9 protein-coding genes are annotated in these 14482 nt (G+C 70.0%); 4 read left to right on the plus strand and 5 right to left on the minus strand.

What is annotated here, in order from left to right; translation table 11 throughout:
• Positions 1–74: 74 nt before the first annotated feature.
• Positions 75–2438: a glycoside hydrolase family 3 N-terminal domain-containing protein gene (locus CW359_RS06875; protein ID WP_105968856.1), complete on the plus strand. Its 2364-nt coding sequence runs from the start codon at positions 75–77 to the stop codon at positions 2436–2438.
• A gap of 86 nt (positions 2439–2524) precedes the next feature.
• On the opposite strand, the gene CW359_RS06880 is transcribed toward CW359_RS06875, so the two are convergent.
• The 4 genes from CW359_RS06880 to CW359_RS06895 all read right to left on the minus strand — a co-directional run bounded on the left by CW359_RS06880 (position 2525) and on the right by CW359_RS06895 (position 8684).
• Positions 2525–4654 carry an RICIN domain-containing protein gene (locus CW359_RS06880; RefSeq protein ID WP_105968857.1) on the minus strand — a complete coding sequence of 710 codons (2130 nt, stop codon included), beginning with the start codon at positions 4652–4654 and terminating at the stop codon, positions 2525–2527.
• Positions 4655–4824: 170 nt separating this feature from the next.
• On the minus strand, positions 4825–5880 hold the full coding sequence (locus CW359_RS06885; protein WP_105968858.1) for a LacI family DNA-binding transcriptional regulator: 1056 nt from the start codon (positions 5878–5880) through the stop codon (positions 4825–4827).
• Between the two features lie 208 nt (positions 5881–6088).
• Positions 6089–6460: a DUF6191 domain-containing protein gene (locus tag CW359_RS06890; RefSeq protein ID WP_105968859.1), complete on the minus strand. Its 372-nt coding sequence runs from the start codon at positions 6458–6460 to the stop codon at positions 6089–6091.
• A gap of 130 nt (positions 6461–6590) precedes the next feature.
• On the minus strand, positions 6591–8684 hold the full coding sequence (locus CW359_RS06895; RefSeq protein ID WP_105968910.1) for an autotransporter: 2094 nt from the start codon (positions 8682–8684) through the stop codon (positions 6591–6593).
• Positions 8685–8970: 286 nt separating this feature from the next.
• On the opposite strand from CW359_RS06895, the gene CW359_RS06900 reads away from it, so the two are divergent.
• Both CW359_RS06900 and CW359_RS06905 read left to right on the plus strand, forming a co-directional pair.
• Complete coding sequence (locus tag CW359_RS06900; protein ID WP_105968860.1) at positions 8971–10095, plus strand: family 43 glycosylhydrolase; 1125 nt, start codon at positions 8971–8973, stop codon at positions 10093–10095.
• Positions 10092–11501: an RICIN domain-containing protein gene (locus CW359_RS06905; RefSeq protein WP_105968861.1), complete on the plus strand. Its 1410-nt coding sequence runs from the start codon at positions 10092–10094 to the stop codon at positions 11499–11501. The genes CW359_RS06900 and CW359_RS06905 overlap by 4 nt, the downstream gene beginning before the upstream one ends.
• A gap of 18 nt (positions 11502–11519) precedes the next feature.
• Here CW359_RS06905 and CW359_RS06910 read toward each other — a convergent pair whose 3' ends face one another.
• The gene (locus CW359_RS06910) at positions 11520–13187 is read right to left on the minus strand and encodes a rhamnogalacturonan lyase B N-terminal domain-containing protein (protein ID WP_105968862.1); all 1668 of its coding nucleotides are present in this window, start codon (positions 13185–13187) and stop codon (positions 11520–11522) included.
• Positions 13188–13394: 207 nt separating this feature from the next.
• Here CW359_RS06910 and CW359_RS06915 point away from each other — a divergent pair, with 207 nt between their 5' ends.
• Positions 13395–14453: a rhamnogalacturonan acetylesterase gene (locus CW359_RS06915; RefSeq protein WP_105968911.1), complete on the plus strand. Its 1059-nt coding sequence runs from the start codon at positions 13395–13397 to the stop codon at positions 14451–14453.
• Positions 14454–14482: the final 29 nt, after the last annotated feature.

Genomic DNA, 14482 nt, shown 5'->3' on the forward strand with positions numbered 1-14482 from the left:
CGGAGGCCGGGCCGAGTACTGGTCCCGGCCCCGTCGGCGTGCCCGCCGCCCGCGGATCACCCGAGGAGAAGTGAATGACCACCACCCTGCCGGACAACACGGACCACAACAGCGCCCTCCCGCCCGAGGGCGACCGGCCCTGGACCGACCCCGCCCTGCCCGTCCCGGACCGCGTCGAGGCCCTGCTCGCCCGGCTCACCCTCGCCGAGAAGGTCGCCCAGCTCAGCAGCGCCTGGGAGGACGTCGAACCGGCCGGCCCCGAAGTGGCCCCCGGCACCAGCGTCTTCGACCGCGTCGGCGACCTCACCGAGACCGCCCGGCACGGACTGGGCCAGCTCACCCGGCCGTACGGCACCCTGCCCCGGCCCGCGCTGGAGCACGCCGGGGCCCTGGCAGAGCGCCAGCGGCAGATCACGGCGCTGAGCAGGTTCGGCATCCCGGCCATGGCCCACGACGAGTGCCTCACCGGGTTCACCGCCTACGGGGCGACGATCTACCCCACCTCCCTGGCGATGGCGGCCACCTTCGACCCCGACCTGATCCGCCGGGTCGGCGCGGCCATCGGCGCCGACATGGCCGAGGCGGGCGTCCACCAGGGCCTCGCCCCCGTCGTCGACGTCATCCGCGACTACCGCTGGGGGCGCTGCGAGGAGACCTACGGCGAAGACCCCTACCTGGTCGGCGAGATGGGGGAGGCCTATGTCGGCGGTCTGCAGGGCGCCGGGGTGTACGCCACCCTCAAGCACTTCGCCGGGTACTCCGCCTCCATGGGCGGACGCAACCACGCCCCGGTCGGCATCGGCCGCCGGGAGCTGAACGACGTACTCCTGCCGCCCTTCGAACGGCTCGTCGCCGCGGGTGTCGGCTCGGTGATGAACTCGTACGCCGAGATCGACGGCGAGGCCCCCGCCGCGAGCCAGTGGCTGCTGACCGAAGTCCTGCGCGAGCGCTGGGGTTTCGAGGGCACCGTCGTCTCCGACTACTGGTCCCTGCCCTTCCTGGTGACCGCCCACCGGGTGGCCGCCGACCTCCCCGGCGCGGGCGCGCTCGCCCTGGCCGCCGGGATGGACGTCGAACTGCCCGACCAGCGCGGCTTCGGCGACGCCCTCGTGCACGCCGTCCAACAGGGGCTGGTGGACGAGGAGTTCGTCGACCGGGCGGTACGCCGGGTGCTGCGGCAGAAGGTCGCCCTCGGGCTGCTGGACCCCGACTGGGACCCGCGGCCTCCTGCCCTGCGCGCGGGCGAACTCGACCTGGACAAGCCGGCCGGCCGCCAACTGGCCCACGCCGTCGCGCAGTCGAGTGCCGTGCTGCTCGCGAACGACGGGACCCTGCCCCTGCCCTCCGGCGGACGGATCGCGCTCATCGGGCCGTGCGCCGACGACGTACGCACCATGTTCGGCTGCTACAGCTTCCCCAACCACGTCCTGGCCACGCGCGACGACCTCGGCAACGGCGTCGAGGCGGTCTCTCTGCGTACCGCGCTGGCCGCCGAACTCCCCTCCGTGAGCTGGGAGTTCGCGCAGGGCTGCCCGATCCGGGACGAGGACCGCTCCGGCATCCCGGACGCGGTGGCCGCCGCCGCCTCCGCCGACCTCACCGTCCTGGTCGTCGGCGACAAGGCGGGCATGTTCGGCATCGGGACCTCGGGAGAGGGGTGCGATGTGGAGGATCTGCGACTGCCCGGGGTTCAGGAAGAGCTGGTGGAGGCGGTGCTGGCGGCCGGGAAGCCCGTCGTGCTGATCGTCAACAGCGGTCGGCCGTATGCCGTGGGGCGGTTCGCGTCGGCCGCCTCGGCTCTGGTGCAGGTGTTCCTGCCGGGGGAGGAGGGCGGCCGTGCCGTCGCCGAACTCCTCTCCGGGCGGGTCAACTTCAGCGGCAAGCTGCCCGTGCAGATCCCCGACTCGCCCGGCGGACAGCCCTACACCTACCTCCACCCGCCGCTCGGCGACCGGCAGAGCTTCCTTTCCAACCTCGACCCGACCCCCGCGTTCCCGTTCGGGCACGGGCTGTCGTACACCGGCTTCGACATCGACCTGCTCGCCGTGGACCGCCAACAGGTGCCCACGGACGGCGAGTTCACCGTCTCCGCGCGGGTGCGCAACACGGGGGCGGTCGCGGGCGCCGAGACGGTCCAGCTGTACGCCGTCGATCCGGTCGCCCAGGTGACCCGGCCGGTGCGCTCGCTGCTCGGGTTCGCCAAGGTCGTGCTGGCCCCCGGTGAACAGGCGACGGTCCGCTTCCAAGTCCACACCGACCGGCTGGCGTTCACCGGTCTCGACGGCCGGCGCATCGTCGAGGCGGGGGAGATCCTGCTGTACGCCGGTTCCTCCAGCCTGGACACACCGGTGCGGGAGGCCGTACTGCTGGTCGGGCCGGAACGGGACGCGCGGGTCCTGCGGCACCACGCCGTGCCCGTGACGGTCGAGCGCGACTGAGCGAGCACCTCGCCGGTCCAGCACAAGCAGGCGGCGCCCCCGGTCAGGCAAGACCGGGGGCGCCGCCTCTTCGTGGTGCGTGGACCCTAACAGCGGGGACAGGTCGGGGTGGTGCTGCCCCGGCCCGGGCACAACTGCACCTTCGAGCCGTTGGCCGTGGCCGCGCCGGACACGTCGAGGACCAGGCCGTTGGAGCGGCTGACGACACTGCCGTCGACCCGGAACGCCCACTGCTGGCTGGTCTTGCCGTTGCAGGCCCACAGGATGACCTTGGTGCCCGCGGTGGTGCCGTCGGCGTTCGCGGCCAGGCACTTGCCGGAGACCCGGAGTTCGCCCGCAGCGGTCTGCGTGATGGTCTGGTTGGCGTTGCCGGAGCAGTCGTAGAGCTGGACCTGGACGCCCGTCTGACCGTTCGGGACGTCGAGGCAGCGGCCGGAGCCGGTGCCCTTCAGGGTGAACGTCGAGGCCGTGGGCAGCGGGTCCGCGACCGGCAGCCACTCCTGGGAGCCGTCCGAGGCCGATGCCGCGAGCGTGACGGAGCCGCCCGCCGTCGCCCCGGTCATGAACAGGCCGGTGTTGCGGACCGAGCGGAGCCGGTAGTAGCCGTCGGTCGTGGCGACGGGGGTCCACTGCTTGTCGGTGGCGCCGTCGTCGACCCACTGGGCCAGCTTCTGCCCGGCCGTGGCGCTGCCGGTCCAGATCGCCACCGCCCGGCCCCCGGCCTTGTTGAGCAGCGTGTAGTCGGTGCCCTTCTCCGTCAGGTGCCAGCGCTGGGTGTTCGTGGCGGAGTCGGCGGCGAGGACGAGGTCGGGGGTGTCCCCGGTCAGGTTCGCGTCCTGGGTCTTGCCGGAGGTGGTGGACAGGACCTGGCCGGTCAGCCGGTTGACGAGGCTGTAGTAGGTGCCGTCGGAGCGGCCGAGGTCGACCTCCGCGTACTTCACCGGGCCGACGCTGCCGCCGCTCCAGGACGCCTGGAGGATCAGGACACGGCCCGTGCCGTCGACGTACTGCAGGTTGCGGCTGTATCCGGCGGCGATCGGCGTCTGGTACTGCTTCCAGGTGCCGGTGCTCAGCCCGGACTCGTTCACCCAGACGCTGCCGCTGGCGGACGAGTTGTAGACGATCCGGCCGTCGGGCAGGGGCAGCAGTACCGGGCTGCCGCCGGTGGCCAGTGTGTTGCCGCCCGAGGGCACGGGCAGCGCGGTGATCGCCGCGTCCGTGGCCGAGAAGAACTTCAGCGGGTCGTCGGAGATCCGGTAGCGGACGGTGGTGCCGCCGCCCCAGTACTCGTACGTCAGTAGCCACTTGCCGTCGGTCGTCGGCGCGATGGTCGTCATACCGGGCCGGCCGCCGCCGATCTCGGTCTTGCCGCTGCCCATGCTCACGGTGGAGCCGGGGACGTCGACGACCGGGCTGCTCCAGGCCGAGGCGCTGGTGCCGTCCCAGGTGCGGTGCAGGAGGACCTGGCCGCCGGAGTCGGTCGCGGTGTCGTTGTCCGGGTCGAGGGTCGGGGCGCCGGTGGTGGTGTCGTAGCCGGTGTAGTCCTTCTCGTCGGAGTAGTAGGCGATGAGCTTGCCGTTGTGGGCGAGCAGGTGGGGCTCCCAGATGGGGTCGACCTGGGCCTCGGTGTTGGCGGCCGAGACCCGGCCGACGGCTCCGGCGCTGCCGCCCTGCCAGCCGCCGGCCTCGATGATGTTCTTGAAGCTCCAGCTCGCCCCGTCGTCCGTGCTCGCGTACAGGGCGAGCGCCACGTCCTTGCGGTCGCCGTCACCGGAGGGGGTCCAGCTGGAGTTGGCGGCCTTCTGCTCCTGGTAGTAGTAGTCGTCGCCCGAGACGATGTTCGCCAGCAGCAGTGTGCCCGCGCTGAGGGAGCCGACGGCCTGCGGAAGCACGTAGAGATACGGGTTGGTCCAGCTGCTCGTGTACTTCGCGTACGCGGAGTCACTGGAAAGGTAGGCGGGGGCCTGGATGTCGGCCAGTTTCGCCCACGTCGTTCCGTCGTCGTCGCTCTTGTAGAGGGGCATCGTCTGCCCCACCGGAGCACTCTGGCTGTTCTCGAACGCCGCCACGATCCGCCCGCTCGGCAACTGGGCCGACTTCGGATAGAGCACACACGGGTTCTTGTTGCACGCGGCGGTGTTGTCCGCCGTATACAGATTCGCGGGACTGGGCTGATAGGCCGAGGCATTCGTCGCCGAGGTGACGGCGAATGCCATTCCTATACCGAAGGCCGTCGCAGCGGCGAAAGCCTTTCGTGCCCACGCGGATTTCCAGGATCTTTTCAACGGCGTTCCTTCGAAAGGGAGGTGCGGGGAGGACGCCAGTATTCGCAAACGGCACCGCGATGTCACCGGAACATTGCGAAAGGATTTCGTACGACGGCGGGTTACGCGGTATTGACTCTGCGGTGAACGGAGGTCGAGGTCCGCAGCACCAGTTCCGTGGCCAGTTCGATACGGGCGGAGGCGGGCGGGCGGCCCTCGGCGAGGTCCATGAGGACCCGGGTTGCCTCCCGCCCCAGCTCCTCGAACGGCTGACGCACCGCGCTCAGCGGCGGGCAGGCCATGGCCGCGACCAGCGTGTCGTCGAAGGACATGACCGACAGGTCCTCGGGCACGGCCAGCCCGCGCTGCCGGGCGGCCTCCAGCACGCCGAGCGCCTGGGCGTCGCTGGCCGCGAAGAGGGCGGTCGGCGGATCGTCGCCGCGCAGGATCTGCAGGCTCGCCGTGAGGGCCTCGGCGTAGTCGAAGTCGGTGGAGCGCACGATCGCCGGGTCGTAGCCGATCCCGGCCTCGTCCAGCGCGGCCCGGTAGCCGTGCAGGCGGGCCGCGCCGGCCAGGGAGTGCGAGCGGCCCGCGACCATGCCGATCCGGCGGTGCCCCAGCTCCAGCAGGTGCTGTACGGCCTCGCGGGCGCCGCTCCAGTTGGTCACGCCGATGCTGGGGATGTCCTCCGAGGGGGCGCTGAGCGGGTCGATCAGCACGACGGGCAGGCGCTGCTCGACGATCCGCCGCTGGTCGTCCTCGGCCAGCATCGAGATCACGATCACGATGCCCGCGGCGCCGAGCGCGACGCACTCCTCCAGCCAGGCGGAGATCGACCGCCGGCCGGTCGTCCCCGTGACCACGTCGATGCCCAGCTCACCGGCGGCGTCCACGATGCCCCGGACGACCTCCAGGGTGTACGGCCCGGACAGATCGCGGAAGACGACGATGATCTGCCGGGGCGTCGCGGGATCCCGCTCCCAGAGCCGGACGTAGCCGTACCGGTCCAGCAGCTCCTCGACCCGGACCCGGGTCGCGGCCCCGACGTCCCGGCGCCGGTGCACGACCTTGGACACGGTACTGAGCGAGACGCCGGCCTCGGCGGCGACACTGGTCAGCAGCCCGTGCTGAGCGTCCTGCCGCTCCTTGCCCCGACCGTCGGCCCGATGACCTGTCACCCGATGTCCTGTTCCGCCTGCCGAACACCGATGCGCCGCGCCGCACCGTCTACCTGGCCAGAGATCTTGCCGCAAGGTAACGGGGGTTTCCTTGCGGAGGCAAGGGGGGCGTGGGTTCCGGCTCCGCGAGCGTCAGCTCCCAGGTGCCGGACCCCTGACATCGGGTCCCGGCGTCCTGCCGTGTCCCCGGTGCCGTCGGGAAGCCGTATCAGCAGGCCGAGCCGTGCGGTGGCGGCAGTCGGCGGCCGGTTGCCGGAAGGGTCTCTGGAGGTCGGCTCATCCGGACGACCGCCACCCCGCCCTCCAGATCCACCGTCGTCCGATTCGGTGGCGCCCCGTCCTCCTCGTCGTCGCGCATGATCAGGGCCGACTGCCGTTCCTTGAGTTCGTTCTGCTTGCCGGGGGAGAAGGTGGCGTGCAGTTGCTCGAAGCCGGTTGCCGATATCTGGCCCTGTCTGGCGCTGTTGCGCCAGGGCAGTACTCCGGCCCGCCCGGCCCGCAGCAGCAGCTGGTCCGTGAAGGCCAGGGCGGTCAGCAGGATGACCAGCCCGGGCAGGGTCATGAAGACGGCGAATTCCATGCGCCCAGTATCCGGAGCGAGGCCCGGCACCGACAGGTCCCGCAAGCGGGAACCGGAACCGAGTCGGCACCGTCAGCCCCACTCGCCAGCCCCGCTCGCCCGGAATCAGCCCGGCGCGAGCAGGTCCGCATCAGCCCTGGGACGCATGCCGCCCGCCCCGACGCCGCCCGCTCCCCTGCCACCGCACCCTCCGCGTAGCCGGAATCATCAGTCCCGCCAGCAGTCCGACCGCCATCGCGTACGGCCACCAGCCGAGTCCCGAAGTTGCCGCCGCCGGGGCCGAGTTGGTGTTCGCGCCGGTCGTCGTCGCCGAGTCCGATCCCGTCGACGAACCTGCCTGTGCTCCCGAACTCGCCTTCGGTGACGCGCTCTTGGCCGCAGCCGTGAGGACCACGTCGTTGCCGTCGCCGCCCCGGTAGCTGATCCGGTACGTCTTCGTGCCGAGCTTCAGCGCCGTGCCCTCCTTCAGACCGCTGAACACGCCCGTCGTCTTCGCCCGTCCGGTGTGGTTCAGTACCGTCATGGTTCGGCCGACGCCTGCTGTCGCTCCCGCCGCCGACAGGTCCAGCCCGCCCGCCAGGCGCACCGGCCCGGTCACCTTCAACGGGCCGCCCCGCCAGACGAGTTCGCCCTTGGCTGTCTGCGTGTAGCCTCCGGTCACCGTCAGACCGCCCGCCACGACACCCTCGTTGGTCACCGAGCCCTTCACCGTCCCCGAACCCGTGAGCGTCGTCCCCACGCGCAGGCCCGTCGAGCCCACGTCCAGCCTCGCTCCCGCCGAAGTCAGGCGAATCGCCCTGCTGCGGGCCAGAGTTGCCCCGCCCCTCAGCGCCAGCGTCCCCTTCGTGACCGTCGTCGTCCCGCCGTACGTCACCCCGCCGCCCGTCAGCGTCGTCGTCGCGGCGCCCGACTGGGTGAACGACCCGCTGCCGCTCACCCGCGACAACGTCACCGCCCTGCTCGTGTTCCGCACCACCAACGAGCCGTTGTTCACGACCTTGTAGAGCGAACCCTTCGTGTACAGCCCGCCGTCGCCGCCCGCCTTCCCGCTGCCCAGCCTCAGCACCGCGCCCTTCTCGACCGTCGTCGAACCGTCGTAGTACTGCACCGCCGCGAACGTGACGTCGTTGCCCCGCGTCCCCTTGATCACGACGTCCCCGGCGCCGGGCGCGGACAGGGTGTCGTGGAACCGGCCCCCGCCGATCGGGGCGCCCAGCGTCACCGGGCCGTCGTAGTCGAACGTCAGCAGTGAACGCGACCTAGCCGCAAGGAGGTTGATGTACACCGTCTCGGCCGTACCCGGCATGAAGATCTTGTTCGTCGTGCCGTCGCCCCACTGGACGTTCGCGCCCTTGATGTTGGTGCCCCGCTTGTTGACGTTCTTGCGGGCCGGCGTCCAGTTGAGGGCGGGGTCGCTGAGCGAAGGATTCGTGTCGCCGCCCCGGTCCGACCAGCTGTACTGGCCCGTCAGGACCACCTTCGAGCCCGGCCGGGACTGGACGTTGATGTCGCTGCCGTACTCGCGCTGGTAGAAGTCCATCCCCATCGTGACCGTCTGGCCGAGCGGCGTGTCCACCGTCCAGGTGCCCTGGTTCAGCACCTTGCGCACCCGGGGGAGCGACGTCGCGAACTCCGGCCGCCCCGCGTTCACCTGCGTGCCGTTGTCGATCACTCCGGAGAAGGCGTGCGTGCCCGACAGGTCCCAGGTGCCCCAGAGGAACCTGGGCTGGGTCACCAGTCCGCCGCCGCTGATCGTGCCCAGGTTGTACGCGCTCGTCAGCGACAGCCGCAGGGTCCCGTCGACCTTGATGTTGTCCTGGTTCAGCCTGAACGCCGGTGTGTTGTAAGGGAAGTGGCCGATCAGGCCCGTCGCGCCGCCGTCGCCGTACTGCAGCGTGGCTCCCCGTTCCACCGTCACCGCCGGCGGGTCGGGGTTCGTCACCGTGACGTACGGATGGTTGCCGCCGGGGATGCTCACCCGCTGGCCCTGCCGGGACCGGGGCAGCGTGAAGTCGCTGTCCTTCGTGAGGATCAGGGTCCCCGCGCCGCGCACGGTGAGCGTGCCCTCGCCGCGCAGGACACCGCCGTACGTCGTCGTCCCGGCGGGCACGGTCACCACCGAGTCGCCGGTGAGGGTGACGTCCCGGTCGGCGAGCACGTCGGCGGTGATGTCCCGGGCACCGGCCGCCGAAGCGGGCGGGGCACCGAGCAACAGGGCGGTCATCGCGAGGGCCGCGGCGGCGGTCGTCGACCTGCGGGCGGGGCTGGTGGTGGGGGAGTGGCTGTGCACGGGACGGAGACGCTCGGGACTCCCAGGCGATAACAGAAAGTTGCCCGGCCGATTTGGTCTCTCCCGACCCGTTGACCTTCCCGTAACACACGCTTACCTTTTCGGCGATCGGAATGACAGATCTTGTTCGCTATTACGAACGTTTCTCGTGTCACCCCCCACACACGGACACAAATCCACACGCCGACGTCTCGCGCCCCACCACCGAGAGGCAGCCCGCATGAGCCGCGCCCACCATCCCTCCGAACACGAAGTCCCGTCCCCCTCCACCCGCAGAACCCTCCTCAAGGGCGCCCTCGCCGCAGGCGCCCTGACCACCGTCCCGGGCATCGCGCACGCCGCCACCCCTGGCACCACCCCTGCCGCCGCCCCCTGCGCTCCCACCGCCCCCTACATCAACCCCCTCGTCCGCAACCGCGCCGACCCCCACATCCACCGCCACACCGACGGCCGTTACTACTTCACGGCCACCGCCCCCGAGTACGACCGCATCATCCTGCGCCGCTCCCGCACCATCCGGGGCATCGCCACCGCCGACGAGTCCGTCATCTGGCGCAAGCACGCCACGGGGGCCATGGGCGCGCACATCTGGGCGCCGGAGATCCACCACATCGACGGCAAGTGGTACGTCTACTTCGCCTCCGCGCCCGCCGAGGCCGTCTGGGACATCCGCATCTGGGTCCTGGAGAACGCGGGCCGCGACCCGTTCACCGGGACCTGGGTCGAGCGCGGGCAACTGAGAACCGCCTGGGAGACCTTCTCCCTCGACGCCACCACCTTCACCCACCGCGGCTCCCGCTACCTCGCCTGGGCCCAGCACGAGCCCGGCATGGACAACAACACCGCCGTCTGGCTCTCGAAGATGGCCGACCCGCTGACCCTGACGGGTCCTCAGGTCAGGCTCACGACGCCCGAGTTCGACTGGGAGCGCATCGGCTACCGGGTCAACGAGGGGCCGTCGTTCATCAAGCGCAACGGCCGGATCTTCATGTCGTACTCGGCCAGCGCCACCGACTTCAACTACTGCATGGGCCTGCTGACCATCGACGCCCGCGCCGACCTCATGGACCCGGCCAACTGGACCAAGTCCCCGACCCCCGTCTTCACCAGCAACGACACCACCGAGCAGTACGGCCCCGGCCACAACTGCTTCACCGTCGCCGAGGACGGCCGCACCGACGTCCTCGTCTACCACGCACGGCAGTACAAGGAGATCGTCGGCGATCCGCTGAACGATCCCAACCGGCACACCCGGGTGCAGCGACTCGGCTGGCACAGCGACGGCACACCGGACTTCGGCATACCGGTGGCGGACACCGCCACGGACACGGAGGTTGCGTCATGAGACGTGTGTATGCGGTACTGCTCGCCCTCTGCCTGGCTCTCGCCGGCGCCCTGGTCACCGCGGGTCCGGCCCAGGCCGCCACCCTGACCATCCCCAACGGCGTCCAGTTCACGGACACTTCGGGAGCCGCCCTGCACGCCCACGGCGGCGGTGTCATCAAGGTCGGGTCCTACTACTACTGGTTCGGCGAGGACCGGAACTCCGACAACACCTTCCGGTCCGTGAACGCCTACCGCTCGACCGACCTGAAGAACTGGGAGTTCAGGAACCGCGTCCTGACCCAGTCCAGTGCCTCGGAGCTGGGCACCGCCTACATCGAGCGGCCGAAGGTCGTCTACAACGCGTCCACCGGCAAGTTCGTGATGTGGATGCACAAGGAGAACGGCACCGACTACAGCGAGGCCCGCGCGGCCGTCGCCGTCGCCGACACGGTCGACGGCACCTACACCTACCAGGGCAGCTTCCGCCCGTTCGGCACCTACATGTCCCGTGACATCACGACGTTCGTCGACACGGACGGCACCGGCTACATGGTCTCGGCCGCCAACGAGAACTACGACCTGCACATCTACCGGCTCAACTCCGCCTACACGGCCATCGACAGCCTGGTCGCCAACCCCTGGGCGGGCGGCCACCGCGAGGCACCGGCCCTCTTCAAGCGGGGCAGCGTCTACTTCATGCTGACCTCGGGCGCCACCGGCTGGAGCGCCAACCAGCAGCAGTACGCCACCGCCACCTCTCTCGCCGGTCCATGGACCTCGATGGCGAACGTCGGCGACTCCACGACGTACAACTCGCAGACCGCCTACGTTCTCCCCGTCCAGGGGACTTCGGGCACCTCGTACCTCTACATGGGCGACCGCTGGGGCAACTCCTTCGGCGGCGTCGTCACCGACTCGCGTTATGTGTGGCTGCCGTTGACCTTCCCGACCTCCACCACGATGTCCATGTCCTGGTACCCGCAGATCGGTGTCGACGCGACGGCGGGGACGGTCACCGGCACCAGCGCCACGTACAACACGCTGATCGCGCGCAACAGTTCCAAGTGCGCGGACGTCCCCAACCAGTCCCTGTGGCAGGGGGTCACGATCACCCAGTACACCTGCAACAGCGGCACCAACCAGAAGTGGTGGTTCAAGGATCTCGGCACCGGCTACTACCAGTTGGTCGGCCGCGGCAGCTCCCTGTGCCTCCAGGAGAACGCCTCCACGGTCAGTCAGGAGAACTGCGGCAGCGCGACCACCCAGCAGTGGTCGGTGGTCACCTCGGGCTCGTACGTGAACATCGTGGCCCGCGCCACCGGTGAGTGCCTGGACGTGAACGGCGCGTCCACCGCCAACTCCGCCGCGATCATCACCTACACGTGCAGCGGAGCGACCAACCAGCAGTGGACGCGCGGAACATGATGAACCGTCAGGTCGATGCTAGGTCAGCAGGTCCAGCGCGTCGATCGCCGTACCCGCACTGAGATAGGAGGTCGTCCCCGACCCGCTCACCACGTTGATCTTCAGCACGTTGTACTGACCGGTGTCCGTGAGCCAGGCGCTCGCCGGCACGCTGTACGTGAACGTGTTGTTGTTGCCCCGGTAGGACCCGTTGGTCAGCGACCGGGTGTTCGGCTGGGTGGGCGGGGACGGGATCGCCGACGTCCAGGTGTCGTTGACGACCACCTGCGGACGGCCGTTCGCGTACGCCGTCGTCACGCCGATGCGCAGGGTGTGCGCGGCGGCGGCCTGCGCGGCCGTCAGCTTGAAGTACACCAGCAGACCGCTGTTGACGTCCTTCCAGATGTAGCAGGGGAAGCCGGACGTCTCCGTGCCGCTGCCGATCACCACGTTGCCGGTCCAGGCGGCGGCCCGGACGTCCGACGGATGCGCGTACGTCATCAGGTCGGCGTTCTTGAAGCCGCTCGGCGTGCCGTTCCAGTCGTTGATCCGCCAGATCGCGCTCGCGTTGCTCGGGTCGTTCGTGGACGGGATCGCGATCGAGTTGAGCGTGGTCGTGCCACCGGCCGTGACCGTCACCGACGTGGTGTACACCGCCAGTTCGCCCTTGAAGACCGTCAGCGTGTACGTCCCCGGCAGGGCGCCCGTGATGGAGAAGTAGCCGTCCGACGCACGGGCCGAAGCCCAGTACTGCGCCGCCGAGTTGGCGATCCCGACCGTGTACGCGTACGCCGTGTTCCGCCCGGTGATCCCGACGCCCGCGACCCGGCCCCGGCCGCCCGAGGCGACGTAACCGGAGATGCCGAGCGAGTCCGCCCACGAGGTGGTGAGCGTCCCCGGGAACAGCGACGAGGAGGGTGTGCCGCCGTCCGTGAGGGCGATGACGTACGGGCCCTGGAGCCCGAAGCGCTGCTCCTCGGTCTGGTTCTGGCCGTAGTACAGGATCTCGTACAACCCGCCGCCGTCCGCGCTCTGGTGACGCAGGAGGGAGCGGTAGAAGGGGCCGCCGGAGGCCTTCTCGTGGTTGGAGCGGACCACGTACAGGCCGACGCTGCCGGTCGTCCAGCCGACGTAGTTGTAGTCCATGACCCGCAGCTTCGAGTAGTGCTTCGAGCGGGTCTGGCCGTCGGACTTCGCGAAGACGTCCGAGGCCTCGATGGTGGTCGGCGCGTAAGTGTAGGAATCCGGCTCGTCGTTGAGGAACAGGCCCGCCTTCACGCGCAGGATGAACCGGGTCGCCGAGACCGAGGTGTCGGCCTTGTTGGTCCAGATGTAGACGTTGTTCTCGCCGCTGCGGGCCGCGTAGTAGTGCTTCAGCGTGCCGTACGTGACGCTGACCAGGATCGTCGAACCGGACTGCGCGATGGTCACGGTGGAGGTGCCGAGGCCGGACTCGATGTGCGAGTTGTTGCCGCCGTAGCCCTGGTACTCGGTGCCCCGGTAGACCAGCGAGGACAGGTCGCCGTTGGACTTGCGGACCTTGAAGACCAGGTTGGCGCCGGTGTCGATGACGTAGTTCGTGCCGTCGTCGGTGTAGCCGAAGGTCGCCGCCTGCGCGGTGCCGGGGAGGGCGAGTCCGGCGGCGGTGGCCGTGGCGCCGAGGACGAGCGCACGGCGGCCGAGATGTCTGTCGCGGGGTGCGGACATGTGGGGGTGCCTCCTTCGGAGGTCTGCGGGTATGTGTGGGGGTGTTCGGAAGCGTGACAGTTGAATCGTTTTCGCGAAAGGGCTTTCGTTGTAAGGAAGTTGGCAGTTGTGTGAAATCGTGCACGCATCTAGAAAGCGCTTGTCGGACGATGTACGGTCCTGCCGCTGGGCCTTGTCGAGTGCCGGAGGACTGCCGTGGGAGTCGCGATGAGACGTTTCAACCGTGCCGTGCTGGCAGCGGTGGCCCTGAGCACCGCCGCGACCCTGTCGGCCGTGCCCGCGGCGGCCCATGAGCGCCCCGGGCACGGCCCACGCGCCCTGGGCATCGCCAACTGCACAGCCACCGCCTGCCACTTCGACGTCGCGCCCGGCACCTACGACGTACGGGTGCTGCTCGGCGGCGAGTCCGCCGCCAGTACGTCCGTCACCGGCGAGACCCGGCGCGCGCTGCTCCCGGAGACGGTGACGGCGGCCGGTGAGCGGGTGTCCCGCAGCTTCACGGTCGACGTCCGTACGCCGGAGGGCGAACCGACCGGCCCCGCGGGCACCCCCGGCCTCGACCTGGTGCTCGGCGGCTCGGCGCCGGCCCTGGCGGACATCCGGGTGACCCCGGCGGGCCGCCACACCCGGCAGATCTTCCTCGTCGGCGACTCGACGGTCTGCGACCAGCCCGGCGACCCGTACACCGGCTGGGGCCAACGCCTCCCGCAGTACCTCCGCAAGGGCCTGTCCGTCGCCAACTACGCGGATTCCGGGGAGAGTACGGTCACCTACCTCGCCAACTCCGCGCTCTTCCCGACGGTTCAGCCGCTGATCCGCCCCGGCGACCTGGTGCTCGTCCAACTCGCCCACAACGACAAGCAGACGGACGAGCCGACGTACCGCGCGAACCTGGAGACGCTCGTCGCGGGTATTCGCGAGCGAGGGGGGAAACCGGTACTGGTGACTCCGATCGTGCGCCGCTGGTTCAACGCCGACGGCACCCTGAACAACGGAACCGCCCTGCTGGTCAACGGACTCGGCGTCGACCACCCGGCGGTGATCCGCGCGGTCGCGGCGGCACAGGGCGTACCGCTGATCGACCTGACCGCGAAGACGAAGGCGCTGGTGGAGTCCCTCGGCGTGGAGGGTTCCAAGGCGCTGTACCTCTACAACGAGAAGCGCGACAACACGCACACGTCCGTCCAAGGGGCCACGGCGTACGCGGAGTTGGTGCGCGACGAGCTGGTGGCGCAGCGGCTGATTCCACGAGGCGCGGTGCGCTAGGCCCACCACCCGCCCGCCCGAAAACCCCT

Origin of the sequence: Streptomyces geranii (assembly GCF_002954775.1) — a bacterium.
In the GTDB taxonomy this organism is placed as follows: Bacteria; Actinomycetota; Actinomycetes; order Streptomycetales; family Streptomycetaceae; genus Streptomyces; species Streptomyces geranii.

Coding starts and splice junctions, on each gene's coding strand:
- CW359_RS06915 (WP_105968911.1), top strand. CDS start 13,395: ATGAGACGTTTCAACCGTGCCGTGCTGGCAGCGGTGGCCCTGAGCACC.
- CW359_RS06875 (WP_105968856.1), top strand. CDS start 75: ATGACCACCACCCTGCCGGACAACACGGACCACAACAGCGCCCTCCCG.
- CW359_RS06890 (WP_105968859.1), bottom strand. CDS start 6,460: ATGGAATTCGCCGTCTTCATGACCCTGCCCGGGCTGGTCATCCTGCTG.
- CW359_RS06900 (WP_105968860.1), top strand. CDS start 8,971: ATGAGCCGCGCCCACCATCCCTCCGAACACGAAGTCCCGTCCCCCTCC.
- CW359_RS06895 (WP_105968910.1), bottom strand. CDS start 8,684: ATGACCGCCCTGTTGCTCGGTGCCCCGCCCGCTTCGGCGGCCGGTGCC.
- CW359_RS06910 (WP_105968862.1), bottom strand. CDS start 13,187: ATGTCCGCACCCCGCGACAGACATCTCGGCCGCCGTGCGCTCGTCCTC.
- CW359_RS06880 (WP_105968857.1), bottom strand. CDS start 4,654: ATGGCATTCGCCGTCACCTCGGCGACGAATGCCTCGGCCTATCAGCCC.
- CW359_RS06905 (WP_105968861.1), top strand. CDS start 10,092: ATGAGACGTGTGTATGCGGTACTGCTCGCCCTCTGCCTGGCTCTCGCC.